Origin of the sequence: Nocardia altamirensis NBRC 108246, assembly GCF_001612685.1 — a bacterium.
Classification (GTDB): domain Bacteria; phylum Actinomycetota; class Actinomycetes; order Mycobacteriales; family Mycobacteriaceae; genus Nocardia; species Nocardia altamirensis.
The window spans coordinates 233,510-255,181 of the sequence record NZ_BDAY01000009.1 but is presented as its reverse complement, the minus strand read 5'-3'; the positions used below and the strand labels follow the sequence as shown (position 1 = coordinate 255,181).

The 21,672-nt window shown below is 66.6% G+C and carries 23 protein-coding genes; 6 read left to right on the top strand and 17 right to left on the bottom strand.

The window, feature by feature from the left end; translation table 11 throughout:
- Nucleotides 1-129: 129 nt before the first annotated feature.
- Complete coding sequence (locus NA11_RS06060) at nt 130-507, bottom strand: VOC family protein (RefSeq protein WP_069160722.1); 378 nt, start codon at nt 505-507, stop codon at nt 130-132.
- 128 nt (nt 508-635) lie between these two features.
- Between NA11_RS06060 and NA11_RS06055 the strand changes: the two genes are divergently transcribed.
- A complete protein-coding gene (locus tag NA11_RS06055; protein ID WP_069160721.1) occupies nt 636-1,439 on the top strand; it encodes a TetR/AcrR family transcriptional regulator C-terminal domain-containing protein in 804 nt (267 codons plus the stop codon).
- A 41-nt stretch (nt 1,440-1,480) separates the two neighbouring features.
- On the opposite strand, the gene NA11_RS06050 is transcribed toward NA11_RS06055, so the two are convergent.
- Nucleotides 1,481-2,026 carry a carboxymuconolactone decarboxylase family protein gene (locus NA11_RS06050; RefSeq protein WP_069160720.1) on the bottom strand — a complete coding sequence of 182 codons (546 nt, stop codon included), beginning with the start codon at nt 2,024-2,026 and terminating at the stop codon, nt 1,481-1,483.
- A 303-nt stretch (nt 2,027-2,329) separates the two neighbouring features.
- Here NA11_RS06050 and NA11_RS06045 point away from each other — a divergent pair, with 303 nt between their 5' ends.
- Complete coding sequence (locus tag NA11_RS06045; RefSeq protein ID WP_069160719.1) at nt 2,330-3,202, top strand: NERD domain-containing protein; 873 nt, start codon at nt 2,330-2,332, stop codon at nt 3,200-3,202.
- A 14-nt stretch (nt 3,203-3,216) separates the two neighbouring features.
- On the opposite strand, the gene NA11_RS06040 is transcribed toward NA11_RS06045, so the two are convergent.
- The 6 genes from NA11_RS06040 to urtA all read right to left on the bottom strand — a co-directional run bounded on the left by NA11_RS06040 (nt 3,217) and on the right by urtA (nt 8,786).
- Nucleotides 3,217-3,909 carry a GntR family transcriptional regulator gene (locus tag NA11_RS06040; protein ID WP_069160718.1) on the bottom strand — a complete coding sequence of 231 codons (693 nt, stop codon included), beginning with the start codon at nt 3,907-3,909 and terminating at the stop codon, nt 3,217-3,219.
- Between the two features lie 10 nt (nt 3,910-3,919).
- Entirely contained in the window at nt 3,920-4,612 is a 693-nt protein-coding gene (gene urtE, locus NA11_RS06035; RefSeq protein WP_069160717.1) for an urea ABC transporter ATP-binding subunit UrtE, read from the bottom strand.
- Nucleotides 4,612-5,448: an urea ABC transporter ATP-binding protein UrtD gene (gene urtD / locus NA11_RS06030; protein WP_069160716.1), complete on the bottom strand. Its 837-nt coding sequence runs from the start codon at nt 5,446-5,448 to the stop codon at nt 4,612-4,614. Before urtD ends, urtE begins: the two co-directional genes overlap by 1 nt.
- Nucleotides 5,445-6,593 (bottom strand): urea ABC transporter permease subunit UrtC, encoded by a 1,149-nt coding sequence (urtC, locus tag NA11_RS06025; protein WP_069160715.1) that lies wholly within the window; start codon nt 6,591-6,593, stop codon nt 5,445-5,447. The genes urtD and urtC overlap by 4 nt, the downstream gene beginning before the upstream one ends.
- A complete protein-coding gene (urtB, locus tag NA11_RS06020) occupies nt 6,590-7,474 on the bottom strand; it encodes an urea ABC transporter permease subunit UrtB (RefSeq protein WP_069160714.1) in 885 nt (294 codons plus the stop codon). Before urtB ends, urtC begins: the two co-directional genes overlap by 4 nt.
- A gap of 73 nt (nt 7,475-7,547) precedes the next feature.
- Entirely contained in the window at nt 7,548-8,786 is a 1,239-nt protein-coding gene (gene urtA / locus NA11_RS06015; RefSeq protein ID WP_141717442.1) for an urea ABC transporter substrate-binding protein, read from the bottom strand.
- A 368-nt stretch (nt 8,787-9,154) separates the two neighbouring features.
- On the opposite strand from urtA, the gene NA11_RS06010 reads away from it, so the two are divergent.
- Entirely contained in the window at nt 9,155-10,981 is a 1,827-nt protein-coding gene (locus tag NA11_RS06010) for an acyl-CoA dehydrogenase (protein ID WP_069160712.1), read from the top strand.
- 280 nt (nt 10,982-11,261) lie between these two features.
- Here the strand turns inward: NA11_RS06010 and NA11_RS06005 are convergent, their stop codons facing one another.
- Nucleotides 11,262-12,104, bottom strand: coding sequence for a TetR/AcrR family transcriptional regulator (locus NA11_RS06005; RefSeq protein ID WP_245745734.1), 843 nt, complete (start codon nt 12,102-12,104; stop codon nt 11,262-11,264).
- Nucleotides 12,105-12,178: 74 nt separating this feature from the next.
- Between NA11_RS06005 and NA11_RS06000 the strand changes: the two genes are divergently transcribed.
- Complete coding sequence (locus tag NA11_RS06000; RefSeq protein ID WP_069160711.1) at nt 12,179-13,408, top strand: MFS transporter; 1,230 nt, start codon at nt 12,179-12,181, stop codon at nt 13,406-13,408.
- Between the two features lie 93 nt (nt 13,409-13,501).
- Here NA11_RS06000 and NA11_RS05995 read toward each other — a convergent pair whose 3' ends face one another.
- Nucleotides 13,502-13,870: a hypothetical protein gene (locus tag NA11_RS05995; RefSeq protein ID WP_069160710.1), complete on the bottom strand. Its 369-nt coding sequence runs from the start codon at nt 13,868-13,870 to the stop codon at nt 13,502-13,504.
- A gap of 248 nt (nt 13,871-14,118) precedes the next feature.
- Here NA11_RS05995 and NA11_RS05990 point away from each other — a divergent pair, with 248 nt between their 5' ends.
- Nucleotides 14,119-14,892, top strand: coding sequence for a hypothetical protein (locus NA11_RS05990; protein WP_141717429.1), 774 nt, complete (start codon nt 14,119-14,121; stop codon nt 14,890-14,892).
- Here NA11_RS05990 and NA11_RS05985 read toward each other — a convergent pair.
- From NA11_RS05985 to NA11_RS05965, 6 genes are all read right to left on the bottom strand, one after another.
- Complete coding sequence (locus NA11_RS05985) at nt 14,889-15,185, bottom strand: DUF3349 domain-containing protein (protein WP_069160708.1); 297 nt, start codon at nt 15,183-15,185, stop codon at nt 14,889-14,891. The genes NA11_RS05990 and NA11_RS05985 overlap by 4 nt on opposite strands.
- Before the next feature lie 17 nt (nt 15,186-15,202).
- A complete protein-coding gene (locus NA11_RS05980) occupies nt 15,203-15,538 on the bottom strand; it encodes a DUF3349 domain-containing protein (RefSeq protein ID WP_069160707.1) in 336 nt (111 codons plus the stop codon).
- A gap of 10 nt (nt 15,539-15,548) precedes the next feature.
- Nucleotides 15,549-15,833, bottom strand: a complete 285-nt coding sequence (locus NA11_RS05975) for a hypothetical protein (RefSeq protein ID WP_069160706.1) — start codon at nt 15,831-15,833, stop codon at nt 15,549-15,551.
- A 93-nt stretch (nt 15,834-15,926) separates the two neighbouring features.
- On the bottom strand, nt 15,927-17,174 hold the full coding sequence (locus NA11_RS05970) for an inorganic phosphate transporter (RefSeq protein ID WP_069160705.1): 1,248 nt from the start codon (nt 17,172-17,174) through the stop codon (nt 15,927-15,929).
- 91 nt (nt 17,175-17,265) lie between these two features.
- Nucleotides 17,266-17,394 (bottom strand): hypothetical protein, encoded by a 129-nt coding sequence (locus NA11_RS46995; RefSeq protein ID WP_281196820.1) that lies wholly within the window; start codon nt 17,392-17,394, stop codon nt 17,266-17,268.
- 79 nt (nt 17,395-17,473) lie between these two features.
- Nucleotides 17,474-18,985: an ATP-dependent DNA ligase gene (locus NA11_RS05965; protein WP_069160704.1), complete on the bottom strand. Its 1,512-nt coding sequence runs from the start codon at nt 18,983-18,985 to the stop codon at nt 17,474-17,476.
- Between the two features lie 93 nt (nt 18,986-19,078).
- On the opposite strand from NA11_RS05965, the gene ramB reads away from it, so the two are divergent.
- On the top strand, nt 19,079-20,485 hold the full coding sequence (gene ramB / locus NA11_RS05960) for an acetate metabolism transcriptional regulator RamB (protein WP_069160703.1): 1,407 nt from the start codon (nt 19,079-19,081) through the stop codon (nt 20,483-20,485).
- A 300-nt stretch (nt 20,486-20,785) separates the two neighbouring features.
- Here ramB and NA11_RS05955 read toward each other — a convergent pair whose 3' ends face one another.
- Nucleotides 20,786-21,652 (bottom strand): PDDEXK-like endonuclease domain-containing protein, encoded by an 867-nt coding sequence (locus NA11_RS05955; protein ID WP_069160702.1) that lies wholly within the window; start codon nt 21,650-21,652, stop codon nt 20,786-20,788.
- Between the last annotated feature and the right edge of the window lie 20 nt (nt 21,653-21,672).

The window sequence follows — 21,672 nt, the reverse complement described above, 5'->3', positions numbered from 1 at the left end:
ACGTGAACGTGGTGTGGTTCCACTGCACGGAACCTCACCGCGCTTACGCTCTCGTCGCCGACGACCTCATCGAACTCGGTAACCGCATGAACCCGGTGAGGTTCCGGCGGTCCGCAAGACGCCGCTGGTTCACACCCACTGCACGAGCTGCACGATGATCCCGTTCGGGTCGCGCATCTGGAAGTAGCGCTCGCCCCACTCCTCGGTCTCGATCGGCGTGACGATCGGCACGCCCTCGCTCTGCAGCCTGGCGTACTCCCCGTCGATGTCGTCGACGACGAACACGACAAGCAGTCCTTCGCCCGCGCTGCCCGCCGCGCTCTGCGGCTTGAACGTCTTCAGCCCGGTGCGCAGGTAGATCATGTTGAGCCCGGCGTCGGGCCGGTCCAGCGAGACGAAGCCGTCGGCGGACATCTTCTCGACGAAACCGAGGTGGTCGATGAGGAACTTCGCCGAGGCTTGCGGATCGGCGACGTTGAGCGAGAGGGCGGAAGCGGTGATGCGCATGGTTCTCCTCGGGTCGAGACTTATTATGTACTAAGTACGCTATACTTTGTAGAAAAATTCCAGCCCAGCCGCACCGTGATCTACATCACATCGATACGATCGGAACTCGACCAGTTGAGGAGGGCAGGGTGGACGACGGCTCGGCACGGGCGCCCGGCGACCGCCGCGGCAAGCAAGACCGAAGCGGCGCAGGCGATCCGGTGCGCACCCTGGAGTTGCTCTGGCGGGTGCCTGCGAACCCGAGTCCGAGCCGTGGCCCGAAACAACGCAGCAGCATCGACGCCGTCGTCGACGCGGCCATCGCGATCGCCGACGCGGCAGGCATCGGCGCCCTCACCATGCGCGCGGTGGCGACCGAGCTCGGCCTGACCCCGATGGCCACCTACACCTACGTGCCTGGCAAAGCCGAACTGCTCGACCTGATGGTGGACAAGGTCTACGGCCAGATGGACCGCGCGGACCTGACCGACCTGCCGTGGCGCGATCGGGTCGGCACGATCGCCGCGGCCAATCGCGCGCTGCTGGCCAGGCATCCGTGGCTCGCGTACCTGCCGACCACCCGCCCGCCGCTCGGGCCTGGCCTCACCGCGAAGTACGACCACGAGCTGGGCGCGTTCGACGGCCTCGGCCTGGACGACGTCACGATGGACGCGGCGCTGACCTTCGTGCTCGGCTTCGTCACCTCGGTGGCCAGGATCGGGATCGATGCCGAGCGGGCCGCCGCGGACAGCGCCATGTCCGATCATCAGTGGTGGGAGCGCGCGGCGCCGCTGCTGGCGCAGCTGTTCGACGCCGAGCGGTTTCCGCTGGCGGCCCGCGTCGGGCAAGCGGCGGGCCAGGCGTACGACTCGACGGTGAGCGCCGACCATGCCTACGAATTCGGGCTGGCCAGGGTCCTCGACGGTCTGGCGCGTCTCATCGGCGAGCGCTGAACCTGTGTCTCATCGACAAGTGAGACGTGCAGCGTGCGGTGCTAGATCCCGTCGCGTTGGATGCGCAGCGCGGTGATGGTGGCCGCCAACCCCTCGTACTGGTTGATCAGCAGCACGATCTCGATCAGTGTCCGCTCGTCGTAGTGCGCGGCCAGGTCGGCCCAGTGCGCGTCATCCACGTCCCGCGTCTCGACCATCTGGTCGACGACAGCGAGCAGCGCCCGATGCTTGTCCGACCAGTCCGGCGCCGTCGGCCCGACCCGCACGCGGTCGAGGATCTCCGCGGTCACCCCGGCCCGCCTGCCGAGGCGAATGTGATGATCCATCTCGTACTCGCAGCTCCGCAGGTGCGCGACGCGCAGAATGACCAGCTCCGACTCGTGCCGCGGCAGCCGCCCGCCCGGCATCAACTTGCCCGAGTAGTGCAGCCAGCCGCGAAACAGTCCCCTGGTGCGGCCGAGCGTGCTGAACAGGTGCGCGTCCTCGGTGCCAGCGGCACGGGAAAGTACCTGCCAGACCACCCAGTTGATCGGGCCGAGCTCCCGGAATCGTCCGGGCGCAATGCGTGGCCGCGGCGTTGAAACCATGCGTGGGTCGCCACCTTCGCGTGAGGGGTGCGGCCAGGCGGCGCCTGCCCGAGCCGTCAGCCTACCGGCGAGTACCCGTCGAATCGAGGGTGCGACCTGCGCCGGAAATGGGCTGACCGGAACCATCGTGCCGAATTGCCTGCGCAGCGTGAGGTTTCCACGGTTACGATCTTTTTGTGAGCGCAGGGGTAATTCGTCGGGGAATCCTGCTGCTCACCGTGCACTCGATAGCAGGCTCTGAGCGCAGCGAATGCGGCTCTCGCTAGTGCGGCCTGGAGACGCGGAGAGGCGGACTAGCTCGACATGCTGGTGAGGGTCAACCCCGGGGCGCAGCTCTCCGATGCCGAACAAGAATTCGTCGAATGCCTGCGGTCGTACCCGTCGACCGCGCTCGCCATGGTCGACCTCCAAGTCGGCGGGCGACAGATCGATGCGGTGATCTGGACGCCGCGCGGGCTCACGGTGCTGGAGGTGCGTGGCTTCCGGCGCAGGCAGAGTGGCATTCTCAACATCTCCGGTGCCGGGCCGTGGCGGATCAGCGATGCCGACGCGGACCTGGACGAGCAGGCCGGCAGCCCGTCCGATCGGCTGGAGCACGGCATCTTCGCGGTGAAGAGCGCGCTGGAAAAGGGGCTGCTCGATCCGGGGCATGTGTGCGGCGCGGTGCTGCTCGTTCCGTTCCGCGGTGCGGTGGTGCGCCCGTCGCGCACCAACCTGCGGCCCGGCCTCGACGTCGTCGTCGGCAACGTCTCCGATGCGACCGAGCTGCGCATCTATCTCGAGGGCTTTTCGGCAGGACCGCGGAAGTGGACGGCCGACCGGGTGATCGGCGACTGCACCGCGCTCGGCCTCGCGGACGGTGTGCCGCCCCGTCAGGAGCTGGTCGACGCCGGGTTCGAGCAGGTGGCACAGGAGTCGCCGAGCGTCATTCCGCGCCCGCCGAAACCCAAGGTCGAGCCGACGCCCGGGCCCCCGACGAAACGACAGTCCTACGCGGGCTGGGTGGTCGCCGCCGTCGCGGTCGTCGGGATGATCGCCGTCGTCGGCGTGATCGCCAACTCATTGGCTCACGAATCCTCACACCCGGTTTCGCCGACCACCAGTGTGACGAGCCCGCCCCGGCCGCCCGCGCCGTCCCGCACGACCCCGTGCTTCCCGTTCCAGACAGACTGCTGAAACCGAGCGCGACATCAATCTCGTACGGCGCGAGCAAGTTTCGTCAGTTCCATGGCGTGCTGCGCGCGGGCGAGGACGTGGGCGCGTGAGGTGTCGATATGCGTGGTGAGGGTGTGCAGGGCTGCGGTCGCGTCGCCGGACAGGAGTTGTTCGGCGATCGCGATGTGTTCGGTGGTCATGGTGGCGATGCGATCCGGGGTCGGCACGTCGAGCGTGCGGACCGGGCGCACCCGAATGTGCACGGCGGCAAGGGCATCGGCCAGCGCGGCGTTGCCCGCGGCGGCCAGCAGCACCGTGTGGAACTGTTCGTCGGCGGCCAGCGCCGGACCGGGTTCGGGCGGGTTGTCGCGCAGCGCGCGCCAGATATCGAGCTCGGCCCGAATCGAGGCCAGGTCGTGCCCGGCCAGCGCGTCGGGGTGCATTCGTTGAATACCCCTGGCTTCCAGCACGATTCGCAGCTCGTACAGATGATCGAGCTCGTCGAGCCGTGGTCGGTACGGGTACAGCCCGTCGGCGTGCCGTTCGACAAGCCCGTCGGCGTGCAGCCGGACGAGCGCCTCCCGAACCGGGGTGCGCGAGACCCCGTAGGTGTCCGCGAGCCGTTCCTCGCCGAGCCGCTCGGTCGGCACGAACGCCCCGGCGGCCAGATCCCGGCGCAGCGCGTGATAGACCCGCTCGCGCAACGGGATTCGCCCCCTGCGCGGCACGGCGGCCAGCTCAGATCGCCATCGCCGAGCGGACTGTTGACTCCGCGCCTGCGCCGCCCGCCCCGCTGGAGGTGACCCGGCCGGATTGCAGGATGTAATACCGTTGCGCCGCTTGCAGTGCGAAGCCGATGTGCTGTTCCACCAGCAGCACGCTCAACCCACCTCGTCGCGTCAGATCGATGATGGTGCGCTCGATCTCGGCGACCACCGACGGCTGGATGCCCTCGGTGGGTTCGTCGAGAATGAGCAGCGTCGGCTCGGTGATCAGCGCCCTGGCGATGGCCAGCTGCTGGCGCTGCCCGCCGGAGAGCAGACCTGCCTTGCGGGGCAACAGCTCGCGCAGCGCCGGAAACAGATCGAGCGACTCGTCGATCAGCGCCTTGCCCCGCTTGCGGCCGTCGGCGACCACCTGCAGGTTCTCCGCGGTGGTCAGCTGCGGGAAACTCTGTTGGCCCTGCGGCACATACGCGATGCCGCGCCGCACCCGCCGCGACGGCGACAGCTTGGTGATCGGCTCGCCGTTGAACTCCAGCCTGCCCGACTTGGCGCCGATCAACCCGACGGCGGTGCGCAGCAGCGTGGTCTTGCCTGCCCCGTTGTGCCCCATGACGGCCACCACGCTGTCGTCGGGAACGGTCAGCGAGACACCATGAATCACTTCGGTCCGGCCGTAGCCGGCATGGACGTCGATGAGCTCGAGCATCAGACGGACTCCTTGCTTGGCACCGATATTTCGTCTTCCAAGGCGGTTCCGATGGCCGCTGTGGTCCCCAGGTAGACCTCCTGCACCTTCGGGTCCGCCTGCACCTGCTCGACGGTGCCTTCGCTGAGCACCTTGCCCGCGGCGAGGACGGTCACCGAGCTGGCGAAGGCGCGCATGAAGTCCATGTCGTGCTCGACCACCACGACGACCCGTTCACCGCCGATGCGGCGCAACAGGTTTCCGGTCTCCTCGCGCTCCTCGGCGCTCATGCCCGCCACCGGTTCGTCCAGCAGCAGCACCGACGCGTTCTGCACCAGCAGCATGCCGATCTCGAGCCATTGCTTCTGCCCGTGCGCGAGCACGCCGGCGGGCCGGTCGCGCAGGTCGCCGAGGCCGGTGAGCTCCAGCGCCTCCTCGATGCTCGGCAGCACCGACGTGCGGCGACGCAGCATGGTGAGCGCCGAGCGGCGCGCACCCGCGGCGATGTCGAGATTCTGTAGCACGCTGAGCTGTTCGAACACGCTCGCCGTCTGGAAGGTGCGGCCGATGCCGAGCCTGGCGATCTGGTGCACCTTCTTGCCGAGCAGTTCGACGCCTGCCTTCTGCGCCGAGCCGGTCGCCGGAACCAGGCCGGTGATCGCGTCGATCAGCGTCGTCTTGCCCGCGCCGTTGGGGCCGATCAGGAAGCGCAGATCGCCTTGCAGCACCGTGAGATCGACATCGGTGACCGCTTTGAATCCGTCGAAACTCACCGAGAGACCACGGATTTCGAGATAGTCGCTGCCGGACATCCCGGCGTTGCCGCCGAGCTTCGGCGCTGGTGTCGTTGCGGTCATCGGGATTCCACCTTCTCCGGTGTGGTCGCGCGCGCCGGTGGCGGCGCGAGCACGGTCTGCGTGACCGGTCTTTGCCGGCGGAACCTGCTGTCCAGCAGCCCTTTCAGCAGCGGCCAGACGCCGGCCAGCCCGGCCGGGATGAAGCCGATCACCACGATGAACAGCACGCCCTGCAGATAGGTCCAGCCGGACGGGAACTCCTCGGAGAACGCCGTCTGCGCCCACGCCACCCCGATCGCCCCGAGCACCGGGCCGAGCAGGGTGGTCCGCCCGCCGATGGCGACGCCGATGAGGAAGGCGATGGACGGCACGACGCCGATATCGGCGGGGGAGATGATGCCGACGATCGGCGTGAACAGCGCACCGGCGATGCCTGCGAAGAACGCGGCGACCACATACGCGACGATCTTGACGTTCGCCGGGTCGTACCCGAGGAAGCGCACCCGCTCCTCCTGATCCCGCACCGCGACAAGCAATTCGCCGTACCTGCTGCGCATCAGCTGACGCACCAGCGCGACCACCACGAGCAGCGTGCCCGCCGCGAGGAAGAACAGCATCTTCCGGTTCGCCGGGTCCGAGAGCTTGAAGCCGAAGAACGCGCGGAAGTCCGACAGGCCGGTGAAGCCGCCGATGGCTTGTTGTCCGGTGAGCAGGATCGCCAGCGCCGCGGCCAGCGCCTGGCTGAGGATCGCGAAGTAGGCGCCCTTGACCCGCCGCTTGAACACCCCGAACCCGAGCACCGCCGCCACCAGCGCAGGCAGCACGAGGATGCCGATCAGCGCCACCGGCGCGGACGCGAAAGGCTGCCAGAACGACGGCAATTCGCTGATGCCGGAGATCTCCATGAACTCCGGAACGTCGTTGCCGAGCCGGGCGGCATCGGCCATCTGCAGGTGCATCGCCATGATGTAGGCACCGATGCCGAAGAACACCCCCTGGCCGAGCGTGAGCATGCCGCCACGGCCCCACGCCAATCCGATGCCGACTGCAACGATGGCGAAGCACAGGAACTTCGCGAGCAGGTTCAACCGGAAGTCGCTCAGTACCGCGGGCGCGACCGCGAACAACAGGACGGCGGCGACGGCGAAGCCGCCCAACGCGGTGAGGGTGGAGTGTTCGCGCCACCGTCGGGTGAGTGTGGTCATGCCAAACTCCTTGTGCGAACCGTGAACAGGCCTTGCGGGCGGACCTGCAGGAAGACGACGATGACGACGAACACGATGACCTTCGCGATCGACGCGGTCGTCGAGTACTCGATGAACGAGTTGAGCAGGCCGAGCGCGAACGCCGCGATCACCGTGCCCTTGATCTGGCCGAGCCCGCCGATCACCACCACGAGGAAGGCGTCGATCAGATAGCTCTGCCCGATGGTCGGGCTGGTCGAACCGATCAGGGTGAGCGCGACACCAGCGACGCCTGCCAGCCCCGAGCCGATGAAGAACGTGCTGATATCGGTGAAACGACTGGAGACGCCACTGGTTTCGGCCAGACCGCGGTTCTGCACCACGGCGCGGATGCGCCTGCCCATCGGCGTCGCCTTCAGCACGGTGGCCAAGGTGATCACCGCGGCGACGGCGAGCACCAGAATGAAGATGCGGCTCTTCGGCACCACGGCGCCGAGAATGGTGACACCGCCGCTGAGCCATTCGGGCGCAACGACATTCTTGGCAGGCGCGCCGAAAATATCGCGGGCCAGCTGTTGCAACACCAGCCCGACACCGAAGGTGACCAGCAGGGTGTCCAGCGGCCGGTCGTACATCCAGCGGATCATGCCCATCTCCAGCGCCGCGCCGAGCAGGCCGCCGACCAGAAAGCCGACCAGCAGCGAAACCACCAGCGACACACCGGCGGACGAGATGACCTTCTGCACGACATAGGTCGTGTAGCACCCGGCCATGATGAACTCGCCGTGCGCCATGTTGATCACGCCCATCTGACCGAAGGTCAGCGCAAGCCCCAACGCGGCGAGCAGAAGAATTGATCCCAGACTCAGCCCCGTGAAGAGCTGGCCGATCACGACGTCCACAACAGACTCCTCGGATCTCGGGCCGGTATGGGGTGGACGCGAGAGTGCGTCCACCCCATACCGATCGGGCGAATTACTTGAGGCCCTTGGCCCAGTCGTAGGACTTCAGGTACGGGTCCGGCGTGACGGCCTTGCCCGAATCCCACACGGTGTAGATGAGCCCGTCCGGCCGGATCTCGCCGATCCTGGCGGTCTTGGTGATGTGGTGGTTCGAGCCGTCGACGGTGACCAGGCCCTCCGGCGCGTCGAAGCTCACGCCGTCGGCGGCGGCCTGAATGTCTTTCACCGCGAACGACTTCGCCTTCTCCACCGTGTTCTTCCACAGGTAGACCGAGGCATAGGCGGCCTCCATCGGGTCCGAGGTCGGCTTGTCGGCGCCGAACGCGGCCTTGTAGTCCGCGACGAACTTCTTGTTCGCGGGCGAGTCGACGGTCTGGTAGTAGTTCCACGCCGTCAGCTGCCCCGCGATGTTCTGCGCGCCGATGCCTGCGACCTCTTCCTCGGCGATGGACACCGAAACCACCGGCATCTCAGCGGCTTTCAGCCCTGCGTTGGTGTACTCACGGAAGAACGCCACGTTCGAGTCGCCGTTGAGGGTGTTGAACACCGCGCCCGCCTTGGCGGTGCGCACCTTGTTCACGATGGTGGAGAAGTCGGTCGAGCCGAGCGGGGTGTAGTCCTCACCCTTGATCTCGATGCCGTTGGCCTTCGCGTACGCCTTGATCTCGCGGTTGGCGGTCTGCGGGAAGACATAGTCGGAGCCGACCAGGTAGAGGGACGTGATGCCCTTCTGCTTCAGATAGTCCAGCGCCGGAATGATCTGCTGGTTGGTGGTCGCGCCGGTATAGAAGATGTTCTTGCTGTCCTCCAGGCCCTCGTACTGCACCGGGTAGTAGAGCAGCGAGTTGAGGCTCTCGAATTTCGGCTTCATCGCCTTGCGGCTCGACGAGGTCCAGCCGCCGAACACCGCGGCGACACAGTCGGAGCTGATCAGCTTTTCGGCCTTCTCGGCGAAGGTCTTCGGGTCCGATGCGCCGTCCTCGAGCACCAGCTCGATCTTCTTGCCCATGACGCCGCCCGCGGCGTTGATCTGGTCGACCGCCAGCTTGGTCGAATTGGCCACGGTGACCTCGGAAATCGCCATCGTGCCCGACAGCGAATGCAAGGAACCGACCTTGATCGAATCCTTCGAGGTGTCGACGCAGGATGTCGCATTCGTCCCGGTGGTCGAGGCGTCGTCCTTGGCGCCACAGGCGGTCAGCAACAATCCGGCGAGCGCTACCGCGGTCGGGACCGCCATCGCCTTGACCATGCGTCGGGGACTGTGTCGATGGACGGCAGGGGAATCTGACATGGGGCGGGACCCTTCTCACTTCATCAGGCAATTCGGCGGCACGACGTGCACCGCGGCGAATACCTCCGCCTTATGCCCCGGTCAGAGCTGTCGACCGAGTTGTATACAACGGTTGTATTCGAGGTGAACGGTAGCCAGAAGTTGTTGCGCCGGAATATCTCTCGATGACGAGTCCGTTTCGGGTGTTTCGGGCATGTGAACCTTTGCGGTTACCGGCTGGTGAACCTCGGTGAGATCTGGGTGACCCTACGGTTGCGTAGCGTCACCGCCGTACGGCACGCTTCGTTTGTACAACGTCAAAACGGCTGAAACCTGGGAGGACCGTCGTGGGTCACTACAAGGCGAACGTGCGGGACATCGAGTTCAATCTGTTCGAAGTGTTCGGGCTGGACAAGCTGCTCGATACCGGCGCCTACGGCGACCTCGACTCCGACACCGTGCGCGAGATCCTGGCCGAGGTGAAGCGGCTCGCCGAGGGGCCGATCGCAGAGTCCTTCGCGGCCGCCGACCGCGACCCGGTCGCATTCGACCCGGCGACCTACTCGATTTCGGTGCCGGAGCCGCTGCGCAAGAGCATCGACGCCGTGCACGACTCGGACTGGAGCAGGCTCGGCCTGCCCGAGGGGATGGGCGGCACGCCCGCGCCCGCCGCGGTGGTGTGGGCGGTGCAGGAGATGATCACCTGTGCCAACCCGTCGGCCATCTTCTTCAACATGGGCCCGGTGATGGGGTCGGTGCTCTACAACGTCGGCACCGAGCAGCAGAAGCGCTGGGCCACCCAAGGCTACGAGCGCGGCTGGCAGGGCACCATGGTGCTGACCGAGCCGGACGCGGGCTCCGATGTCGGCGCTGGGCGCACCAAGGCGATCGAGCAGCCTGACGGCACCTGGCACATCGAGGGCGTGAAGCGCTTCATCTCCGGTGGTGACGTCGGCGATACCGCCGAAAACATCTTCCACCTGGTGCTCGCCCGCCCCGAAGGCGCGGGACCAGGCACCAAGGGGCTATCGCTGTTCTACGTGCCGAAATTCCTGTTCGACCCCGAGACGCTCGACCTCGGCGCCCGCAACGGTGTTTACGCGACCAATGTCGAGCACAAGATGGGCCTGAAGTCCTCGCCCACCTGCGAGCTCACCTTCGGTGGCGACGTGCCCGCGGTCGGCTGGCTGGTCGGCGATGTGCACGATGGCATCGCGCAGATGTTCCAGGTGATCGAGAACGCGCGAATGATGGTCGGCATCAAGTCGTCCGGCACGCTGTCCACCGGGTACCTGAACGCGCTCGCCTACGCCAAGGAGCGGATCCAGGGCGCGGATCTGACCAAGATGACCGACAAGGCGGCGCCGCGCGTGCCGATCACCAGGCACCCCGATGTGCGGCGCAGCCTGGCCATGCAGAAGGCCTACGCCGAGGGGCTGCGCGCGGTGTACCTCTACACCGCGGCACATCAGAATGCCGATGTGGCGCAGCTGGTTTCCGGCGCGGACGCCGAATTGGCGCACCGCGTCGACGATTTGCTGCTGCCGATCGTCAAGGGTGTCGGTTCCGAGCGGGCCTACCAGTACCTGACCGAATCGCTGCAGACCTTCGGCGGCTCGGGTTACCTGCAGGACTACCCGATCGAGCAGTACATCCGCGACGCGAAGATCGACTCGCTGTACGAGGGCACCACCGCGATCCAGGCGCAGGACTTCTTCTTCCGCAAGATCATTCGGGACAAGGGTGTGGCGATCGGGCACATCACCGGGCAGATCGCCGCGTTCCTCGACACGAAGAGCGGACGGTTCGAGACCGAACGCGAGCTGCTGCAGACGGCGTTGGCCGACGTGCAGGCGATGGCGGCCACGCTGACCGGCTATCTGATGGCGGGGCAGCAGGATCCGGCCGAGCTGTACAAGGTCGGGCTCGGGTCGGTGCGCTTCCTGCTCGCGGTCGGTGATCTGCTCATCGGCTGGCGGCTGCTGGTGCAGGCCGAGATCGCCGCTGCCGCGCTCGCCTCGGGCGCCTCGGCGAAGGATCAGCCGTTCTATGCCGGAAAGGTCGCTGCCGCAAGCTTCTTCGCGAAGAGCGTGCTGCCGGGGTTGACCGCGGTGCGGGGAATCATCGCCGCGATCGACAACGACATCATGAATCTGGACGAAGCGGCGTTCTGACCAGGAGCGCGCCGGATCGGCGCGCCTGTTTCTTGCCCCTTCGGCCGCCAACTGTCGGCCGAAGGGGTGGCTCCGTTGAGCCGCCCTTCCGCCCGCAGCGAGGGTTCCACTCTCGTCGGCTAAGGCAGCCCCCACTAGTTACGCACCCACATCCAGAACCGGCCCGCCGTGCCGCCGGCATGGCCGGATGGGCTGAGCGCCTGAGGCCACGAGTGGCACACCACGGAGACGCCTTCTCGCACTTTGCCGCAGCCATGTGCCACTCGTCGGGCGGCGGGGCTTAGTCGGCGAGCAGTTTCAGGACGACGGGACGGGATACGGTGCCCGATACCTGGCGGGCGAGTTGGTTGGCGCTGGTGCCGTCGGCGTGCGCGGCGCGTAGGGCTGCGGCGAGTTCGTCGCGGGCTGCGTCGGCTGCTGCCTGCGCTTTTCGGAGGCGTTGCGCTGCTTGATCGACTTCGGCGGCGCGGTCGACGCCAGCAGTCAATGCATTGACTGGTTCGGCGGTTGCCGGGTCCGGTGTGTTCTCCTGGTTGCTCGCGAACGGAAGGTTGCGCATCGCTGCTCGGGCGAACTCTTGGAGGAACTCCCGGGTCGCGTCCTTGTCGTCGGCGTCGGCGCCGAGCAGCAGCCTGGTGGTTTGCGGCACGGCAAGGCTCCAGTTGGACAGTCCGCACAGGGCAAGTAGCAACCGTCCCGCATGCTGCGGGTCGACGCCGAATTGCGCACTGGCCGAATCGAATTTCTGCTCGTAGACCTCCGCGCGCCAGCCATCGATATCGTGTGCGTCGACGCCGCGATGCAGGGCCTCCCACAGGATGAGGCGCAGCAGGTGCGGGTTGCTGTTGTGGTAGTCGAACAGCTTGGCCACGTACTTGCCCGCGTCCGTCTCGGTCAACGGCTGGACCACGTTCATGAACTCGCGCATGGTGTCGATCAGGATGACGTCGAACAGCTTGTCCTTGCTGCCGAACAGGCCGTAGATGCGCTCTTTGTTCACCCCGGCTGCCTCGGCGATGCGATCGACGCGCGCCCCGGCCAGGCCGTGTTCGGCGAATTCGTCTCGCGCCGCCCGCAGCAACGCCTGCTTGGTGGCGTCACTGCGCTTCATCGTGGCCGTCATGCCCCACATTTTAGCACTTGAATAAACCAACTATTTGGTTGACATCGAGCTGGCGCCGGTCGTACTGTCGTCCCATGGCTTCGCCGACACTTCCGCTCACCGCCGCGCCAGCGGCCACCGCGTCCTCCCGTGTCTCGCCGCGCGCCCACACCGCGCGCACCCTGCCCGTCTTCGTGCTGTCCGCCCTGCTCGCCACCGGTCAAATGTATGTACCCATCCCGCTTTTCACCGCCATGAAGGCGGACTGGCAGGTCGGCTCCGGCGTGATGACCTGGATCATCAGCGCCTTCGCGTTCGGTTATGCCGGCGGCTTCGTGCTCTTCGGACCGCTGTCGGATCGCTACGGGCACCGCAAGGTCCTGGTGACCGGCATGCTCGTCGCGGCAGTGGTCACACTGTTGACCGGCCTCGCCTTCAGTGCACCGCTGGCCGTTGGACTGCGGATCGTGCAAGGGTTGGTCGTCGGCTCGATTCCGCCCGCGATCATGGCCTATGTCGCGACCCGCATCGCGCCCGAACATCGTGCCGTGACAACCACATCGGTCGCCACGTCATTCCTCGCCGCGACGGTGATCGCACAGATCGTGTCCCAGGCGGTCGTCGCCTCGTTCCCGTGGCGCACCGTATTCCTCGGCTCCGCCGTAGTCTTCGCGGCGCTCGCGGTACTGCTGCGCAAGGTGCTGCTCGACGACGCGCCGACCGGGCGCGATCGGCCGCTGCGGCACAGCTATGCCGCCATCCCCGCGGTGCTTCGCATCCGCTCGCTGCTGCCGATGCTGGTCGCAGGCGCCATGAGTATGGCGGTGATGGTCGGCATCTACACCGGCCTCGAACTCACCGGCGTGGTCAAGGGTTCCGGCGAACTGCTGGCCCTGCGGGCAGGCGGCCTTCCGGTGATGATGCTGCTGCCGCTGCTGGCCATCCCGCTGGCCCGCCTCACCAAGCACAGCCAGATCACCCTCGGCGTCCTGATCGCGGCCGCCGCCATGGTGGCCGCCACCTTCGAAGGAGCCCACCTCGCAACCCTCACCGTGCTGCTCGCCGTCCTGGTCGGCGGCCTCGGCATCATCGGCCCCGCCGTCCTGCAAAGCGCGGGCGAGCTCGGCGGCGAATCCCGCGCCGCCGCCATGTCGGTCGCGATGTTCAGCTTCTACGTCGGCGCCACGATAGGCCCGCTGGTAGCGGCGGCCGCTGCGCCGCACGGCTTTTCGGCCCTCGCCTGGACCCTTGCCCTGCTGCTCGTCGCCGCTCTCGCCATGACCCTGGTCGGACTCCGCATGCAACGGCGGGCACAGTCGGCCTGATCAGGACTCGACGGTCGCCGTCGAAGCAGTGAAAAGCGAAGGCCGACACCGGAACTACCTCCGGAGTCGGCCTTCGCTCTGTGGTATGTACTGTCAGTTCGCGTCTTCCTGACGTTCGGGGATTTCCACGGTTACTTCGCCGGACTTGACGATGACCTCGTCGTTCACGGTTAACGCGGCGATCGCTTTTTCCTTGCCGCCAGTGTTCAGCTGACCGCCATCCGGTACCTCGATACGCGCCTGCCAGGTGTGTGGTTTCCCATTGCAGGTGAATTCATCGCTGGTTGCGTGCCAGCGAAGGCGATCACTGTCTGCTGCCCCAACGATGACCTTGGCGGTTCCGGTGGCACAGGAGGCAGTTCCGGAGACGTACAGAATCTCGTCATCGTCCTGGTCCGTCTTCCAGGTCGCCTTCTTGTCCAGTGTGACTGTCGCATCCGCGGCCAACGCGGTGGGCGACATGGCTACCCAGCAGGCTGCGGCGACTATTGATGCCACACCCGCAGTGGTCACGCTTGTCCGGACGTTTCGCATCGAACCAATCCCTTCAGGTAGACCAGCCGGTCTGGTTCACCGTACTTCCGTGTATTTGGACCGGAGGAGATGTCGGATCGGAGTGTCGCGGGGCAGTCAACCTCCCCGAGTCGGAGCCACGCCAGCCCTGGCCGAATCCAACTCGGAGTTATTCGAGATAGCTATTGTTCCTGTTCATGCGCATGATCTGGGCTAGTTCTCTGGTTGTCGCGGTGACGGTGTGCGTGCTGGCGGCATCGGGTGTGGCGGCTGCGCACGATCACGGCGACGCGCATGTCGACACCATCGGCTATTGCGATGGTGAGGCGCGCGCAGCCTCGTTGCGTGCGGATGAGGCGCGGCTGGTTGCGCGACTCGGGCATCTCACGACGCTGCGTGGGCCTGCGGATCTCGCCGCGTTGGCGGCGCTCGGGTATGCCGTTCCGTTGCATATGCTGGCCAGTTTCGAGGGGATCGGGACGTCGTTCGCGCGTCCGGACGCGATCATGGATCAGCAGGTCCGCTCCGGAAACCCGGGAGCGCTGATGTATCGCCCCAATCCTGACCTGGCCCATGACGGTGATCCATACCGGCCCGCGTTTCCCTATGAGCTCGCCGGTTGGGGGCACGGCGTCATGTACACCCCTGGCGAATTCCCGACGTCCACTGATCTTTGTGTCGCGCAAGAGGATTGGTTCGTCCACGAGCAGGGCGTGCATTCCGTCCTCGACTGGGAATTCACTCCACAACCCCCAGCCGAGCATCATCGTGGTGAGACCGCGGGCGAGATGCTGCCACTGCCGATGGTCGCCCCGGGCCCTGCCCACGGCCGCTTCTGGGATATCCATGTCTGGCGCGACCCTGCAGGCGGCACCCCCGCGCTCTCGATCCTGACGCCGTTCCACCACATCCCCGGCATCTCAGAAGACAACTCCGCCTTCTTCTTTCCCGAGCCTGCTCCGCCCCGCTAACCGCGGTCGGCTGAACCGTCGTCCGGCCATGCGTGCGCTTCGAGGCGCGCCTGGACGCGGGAAACGTCTGCCTCCGAAGGCATTTCGTTGGTGACCTTGGTGATCATCACTTGGATGTCGGTCTTGTCGGGCAGGTCACCGGAACTGGCCAGCTCGGCGGCGATCTGACGTACCTCGTCGTCGGAGAGGCGGCGCCGGAGCAGAGCCAGCAGCGGGATGTAGTCGGATTCCGGTACGCCGTCCGGATATCCGGCCCGCAGCCAGTCGATGATGGCGGTCAGGAAGGGTGGCATCGCCGAAGCCAACGCGCTCAGTCGGCGTCGGTCGGCGGAGTGGCGAGCGGCCAGCCGCCTGCGGCGAGACGCGAGGCGACCCTGGCGACGTCGTGTTCGGCAGGCTGTTCCTTCGCGAATCGCGCGATGGCGTCCTCGATGTCGGGGTTGGTGATCTCGCCGTCCGGATTCGACGCCGCCAGTTCCGCGGCGATCGCGGCGACCTCGTAGTCGGTGAGGTGCCGGTGCAGCACCGCGAACAGGGCGACGTAGTCCGAGCTCGGGATGCCTTGGGGATAGCCTGCGCGCAGCCAGCCGATGATCCGGCTGAGCAGATTCGGCCTGAGCTCCGCGGATTTCGCTTGATCCGTCACATTGCGCCCTTCAGGACTGTCCGAACAGATGGATACCGAAGTGGGTGGCGATGAAAGCCTTTGCTGTATAAAGGATCCCGGTAAGAATGGCGGTGATGATCAGCGCGAAGCACAGCAGCGCAACCGTCAGCGCCGGGTAATTGCGTTGTGTCACACGGCCGTCCGCGCTCACCGTCTCGGCCGCCGACCAGAATCGGATCGCGACCGCGAACACCATCGGCAGCCCGGCGCCGAGCACCAGCCCGGCCAGTGTCACTTTCCACAGCGCGTTCAGATTCGTGATGAGTGTGTGCACGTCACGCCTCCCGTTGCGGTACTGAACTGTCCTGTCGCGCCGCAGGCACGACGAGAGAGCTCGGATTTGTGCTCGACATAAGCACATTCACTCCTAGACCTGTGCCGATCGATTCGACTTGTCCGGTTCCACGACCGCATCGGCGGTCGCGCCGACGGCTGCCGCCGATCCGTTCCCGCTCGCGGCATCGACCGCGATGCCCGGCGGATGACCAGGCCATTCGTTGACGTTGCTGGTGTCGACCGGATCCCGGCGCGAGCGCAGATAGATCGCCGCGGACAGGGTGAGCAGGATCGCGAACACCACGAGCACGCCGGGCAGCCCGCCGATGAAGTGTGCGATCGCCCAGCACGCTGCGCCCGCGATACCGGCCAGCGGCAGCGTGCACAACCACGCGACCACCATGCGGCCCATCACTCCCCACCGCACCTCCGCACCCTTGCCGATCCCGGTGCCGAGGATCGACCCGGTCGCGGTCTGTGTGGTCGACAGCGGCAGCCCGAAATGCGCCGAGGTGAGAATGATCGCCGCCGACGCGGATTCGGCAGCCAGGCCCTGCGGCGATTCGATCTCGACGAGTCCTTTGCCGAGCGTGCGGATGATCCGCCAGCCGCCGAGGTAGGTGCCCGCCGCGATGGCGACGGCACACGCGGCCATCACCCACAGCGGCATCTCCGCGTTCTTGGTGAGCGTGCCGTGCGCGACCAGCGCCAGGAAGATCACGCCCATCGTCTTCTGCGCGTCGTTGGTGCCGTGCGCCAGCGAGACCAGTGACGCCGAGCCGATCTGGCCCCACCGAAAACCCTCTTCCCGCTTACCGGGATCGGACTTGTCGGTGATCCGATAGACCAGCCAGGTACCGATGGCCGACACCATCGCGGCGACGATCGGCGCGAGCACGGCAGGCAAAATAATCTTGGTCAGCACGCCGTCCGACCCCGCCGCCCAGATCACGCCGCTCCAACCGAGCGCCGCGAGGGTGGCGCCGATCAGGCCGCCGAACAGGGCGTGCGAGGAACTCGACGGCAAGCCGAACAGCCAGGTGAGCAAGTTCCACAGAATGCCGCCGACCAGGCCGGCGAACACGATGATCAACAGGTCGTGGCCCTGCACGGCGTCGAGCCGGACGATGCCCTTGGCCACGGTGGCGGCGACGGCTACCGAAAGAAAGGCGCCGACCAGATTGAGGATGGCCGACAGCGCGACCGCGGTGCGCGGCCGGAGTGCTCCGGTGGCGATCGACGTCGCCATGGCGTTGGCGGTGTCGTGGAAGCCGTTGGTGAAATCGAACGCGAGGGCTGTGACGATGACGATCAGAAGAACCAGTAATTCGACGGTCACGCCTCTAGTGTGCGGTACAGGTCAATACGATTGCCAGATGGTTGCCCTTCACCGCGCGTCGGCCATGCGTTAAGTTGGATCCTGTCCTCTATCAGCCGAATCGGGTGCCGCCGGTGATCATCGGCGGGTGCACGAAACGATCATCGATCCGGACATTCGCCTGGAGTGCGGCACCGAGCAGGGCGTTGCAGTGTTCATCGAGAAATACCTGCGCATTCACCTGGGTCTCGGTCGCGACACCGCTCGGTAAAGAGGTGCCAAGCCTGGGCCAATGGGATCCAAAATCCGGCTCCCTCGGCTCACGGCAGCAACGCGCGGACCGTGTCGATGGTGTCGGCATCGATGGCCTCCTTGTCGGGGCGGTAGCGCACCACGCGGGCGAAGCGCAGGGCGACACCGCCGGGGTAGCGCGGGCTGACCTGCACCCCGTCCAGCGCGATTTCGACGACGAGTTCGGGGAACAGATAGACGGTCTGATCGTCGCGGGCCCGTTCGTGGCGTGGGAATTCCGCCGTCTGCCATTGCAGCAGTGCGTCGGTGAGGCCCTTGAAGGTCTTGCCGACCATCACCGGTTCGCCGGTCATCGGGTCGCGGGCGCCGAGGTGCAGGTTGGACAGGTAGCCGGTGCGGCGGCCGTAGCCCCATTCGGCGCCGAGGACCAACAGGTCGAGGGTGTGCGTCGGCTTGATCTTCTGCCAGGCCCGGCCACGCCTGCCCGCCGCGTAGGGCGCGGACAGTGACTTGATCATCAGGCCTTCGTGGCCTGCGGCCAGCGCACCGTCGAAGTATTCGGCGGCGGCCTCCGCGTCCGGCCGGATCAGCGCGGGAATGCTGTGCTCACCCGCCACCTTCGTGAGCGCGGCGCGCCGCTCCGACAGCGGCGCGTCGAGCAGGTCATGACCGTCGAGATGCAAGCAGTCGAAAAAGTAAGGGTGCAACAACAATTCGCGCGTCGAGCTCACCTCGGCGAATCGGCTCATCGTCTCCTGGAACGGACGTGGCCGCCCGGAATCGTTGAGCGCCAAGGTCTCCCCGTCCAGCACGACGCTGGTGCAGTCGAGCCCGGCCACCAACTGCACCAGTTCGGGCACGCCCGCGGTGATGTCGCGCAGGGTTCTGGTGAACACCCACACCTCGGCGCCGCCGCGATGCACCTGGATCCGTGCACCGTCCATCTTCTGTTCGACGCTCACGTCGCCGTCGAACTCGTCGAGCACCTCGTCCAGAGATGCGCCCGGCGAGGCGAGCATGGGCTGGATCGGCCTGCCCACCTCGAGCCGGAAGGCGCCGAGCGCCTCGACACCGCCGGTCAGCGCGGCAATCGCGGTGACAGGCAGCGCACCGGACAGCATGTAGGCGCGGCGCACCAGGTCGATCGGCACCTCGGCAGCCACCGCGACCGCCTCGGCGACGATCGCGGTGAGCGCACCCTGACGCAGCTCGCCGGTCAGCAGGCGAAGCAGGAACGCTTGTTCGTCGGCGGTCGCGGCCGTCCACAGCGCGGACAGGAGCGCTTTGCGTCGCGCCGTCGATCCGGAACCCGAGGTGCCCGCCAACTCGGTCAGCGCGTCGTCGACCGCCGAAACTGTCAGTGCCGCAACAGGTGCCGATGTAGTGTCCATGGCGGTGAGGGTTCGCCACCCGGTCCCGATGCGTCCCTGGCGTAGCTCGCCGGATGCCCACGCGACCACCGGCGCGAGCTCCGCCGGCGCGGCGGCGGTCAACAGCTCGGCGAACGCTGCGATCTTCGTCTTTCGCGACCTGGTCGCGCGGACTGCCTCGGAAACCTGGACGACATGCGAGAACAACACCCGTCGACGGTAACGCGCGCCTGTGACATATCGCTCAGCTCTGCTGCTAATTCCCCATTGGCAGGGTTGCGAAATCGCCCATAAACTGGACGCATGGCCAAGACTTACGTCGGGGCGCGGCTTCGTCAGCTGCGGACCGAACGAGGGCTGAGCCAGGTCTCACTCGCCCAGAAGCTGGAGATCTCGGCGAGCTACCTCAACCAGATCGAGCACGACGTGCGCCCGCTCACCGTGCCGGTGCTGCTGCGGATCAGCGAGGTATTCGGGGTCGACGCGACCTTCTTCTCCTCCCAGGACGACACCCGGCTCATCGCCGAGCTGCAAGAGGTCGTGATGGACCAGGAACTCGGCATCGAGGCCGACACCCAGGAGATCGCCGACATGGTCTCGGCGCACCCGAGCATGGCGCGCGCCCTGGTCAACATGCACAACCGCTACCGCAACACCTCGGCCCAGCTGGCCGCCGCCACCGAGGACCGGTTCGCCGACGGCTCGGGCAGCGCGGCGATCAGCAAGCCGCACGAGGAAGTGCGCGACTACTTCTACCAGCGCCAGAACTACATCCACGAATTGGATGCCGCCGCAGAGGAACTCACCGCGCGCATCCGCTTCCACGGCGGCGACGTGAACAGCGAGGTGGCCAGGATCCTGCGCGCACACGACGTGCGGATCGTGGAGCGCATCGACCTCGGCGAGGGCGTGCTGCACCGCTACGATCCGCAGACGCAGCGCCTGGAGATCGCGCCGCACCTTTCCGGCGGGCAGCGCACCTTCAAGCTCGCCGCCGAACTCGCCTACTTCGAATGCGGTGATCTACTCGAAAAGTTGGTCGAGGAAGGCAATTTCGCGTCCGAAGACACCCGCAAGCTGGCCATGCTCGGGCTCGCGAACTACTTCGCGGCCGCCACCGTGCTGCCCTACACCCACTTCCTCGAGGTGGCCGAGGACTTCCGCTACGACATCGAGCGGCTCTCGGCCTTCTTCACCCAGAGTTACGAGACCATCTGCCACCGGCTTTCGACGCTGCAGCGGCCCAAGCTACGCGGCGTCCCGTTCTCCTTCGTCCGCGTCGACCGCGCGGGCAATATGTCGAAACGCCAGTCCGCCACCGGTTTCCACTTCTCCGCCAGCGGCGGAACCTGTCCGCTCTGGAATGTCTACGAGACCTTCGCCTACCCGGGCAAGATCATGACGCAGATCGCGCAGATGCCCGACGGCCGCAAATACCTGTGGGTCGCCCGCACCGTCGAACGCCGCGCCACCCGCTACGGCCAGCCGTCCAAGACCTTCGCCATCGGACTGGGCTGCGAGCTGCGCCACGCGGGCCGCGTGATCTACGCCGACGGCATCGATCTCGACGAGGTCCAGCCCACCCCCATCGGCGCGGGCTGCCGCGTCTGCGAACGCACCAACTGCCCGCAGCGCGCCTTCCCACCCCTCGGCAAGGTCCTCGACATCAGCGAGCACCGCAGCTCCGTCTCCCCCTACGTCCTGAAGTAGTCGACCGGCTTCGCGCCGACTCGATACGCACTGCCTCCATCTGCTCAGGCAACTCCATCTGATCGGGGGGCCCACTCCCAGCGGACTCACAGCGGCGATGACGCCACCTTTCAGCCGAACCGACAAAGGTAGAAGGCGTTCATCACCACCGCCAAGACCCGGTGGACCACTGCCCGGTCCACCGCAGCGCCGGGTCGGCGGCGCACCCCTCGCTCGCGCCGCCGACCAGGCCCCTTCGCCCGACGAGTGGCACATGGCTGCGGCAAAGTGCGAGAAGGCCTCTCCGTGGTGTGCCACTCGTCAGTAGTCGGCGTTGTGGGCGCGGAGGGCGCGGGTGACTCGGGAGATGATGGTGTGGGGTCGGGTGGTCAGGAGGGTGGCGCTGACTCGGATGAGGGTCCAGCCGAGGGATTCGAGGACTGCGTTGCGGTCGATGTCCCAGGCGCGTTGGTCGTGGTCGGTCCAATGGTGGGCTCCGTCGTATTCGACGGCCACTTGCCAACGGCGCCAACCCATGTCGAGGCGAGCGACGGTCAGTCCGTCGGGACCGGTGATGCGGATCTGGGTTTCCGGTTTCGGTAGGCCTGCTTCCAGGAGAAGGAGGCGGGTGCGGGTTTCCGGGACGGATTCGGCGCCGCCATCGATGTAGGGCAGCACGACGCCTACCTTGCTGCGACCGCGGAGGCCGGGGTGGACTTCGGTGAAGTGCTCGATGTCTTTCGGAGCGAGTTTTGTTGCATTGCAGAGGGCGTCGAGTACCTCGACGGCCTCGGTGAAGTCGAGGCGCCGCGCCACGTCGAATGCGGTTCGAACCGGTGTGGTGCACCGGAAACCGCTGAGTGTGCACAGTTCGTCGGCATGGATCGCATCGCGATACACCCGTACGCCCCGTGGTGGTCGCGCGCGGTGCGGCAGCACGATCTCGGCTGGTTTGGCGTCGAGCCAGCGGGTGCCGTGCATTGCCGCGGCCGAGAACCCGGCCAGGATGCCTTCGCCCTTGGCCCAATGCCCGACCGCCAGCGCACGCCCCCGCGCATCGAGAGGCACGCCCTTCCTGACATAAACATCCGGATAGACCCGCTCGAAATCCTTGCGCAACTCCCACGCGCTGACCGCACCTGCGGCAATCGCCCACGTTCCCGGAAATGGCTCATCGAGTTCCCCCATGCCCGCGATCCTGCACCCAC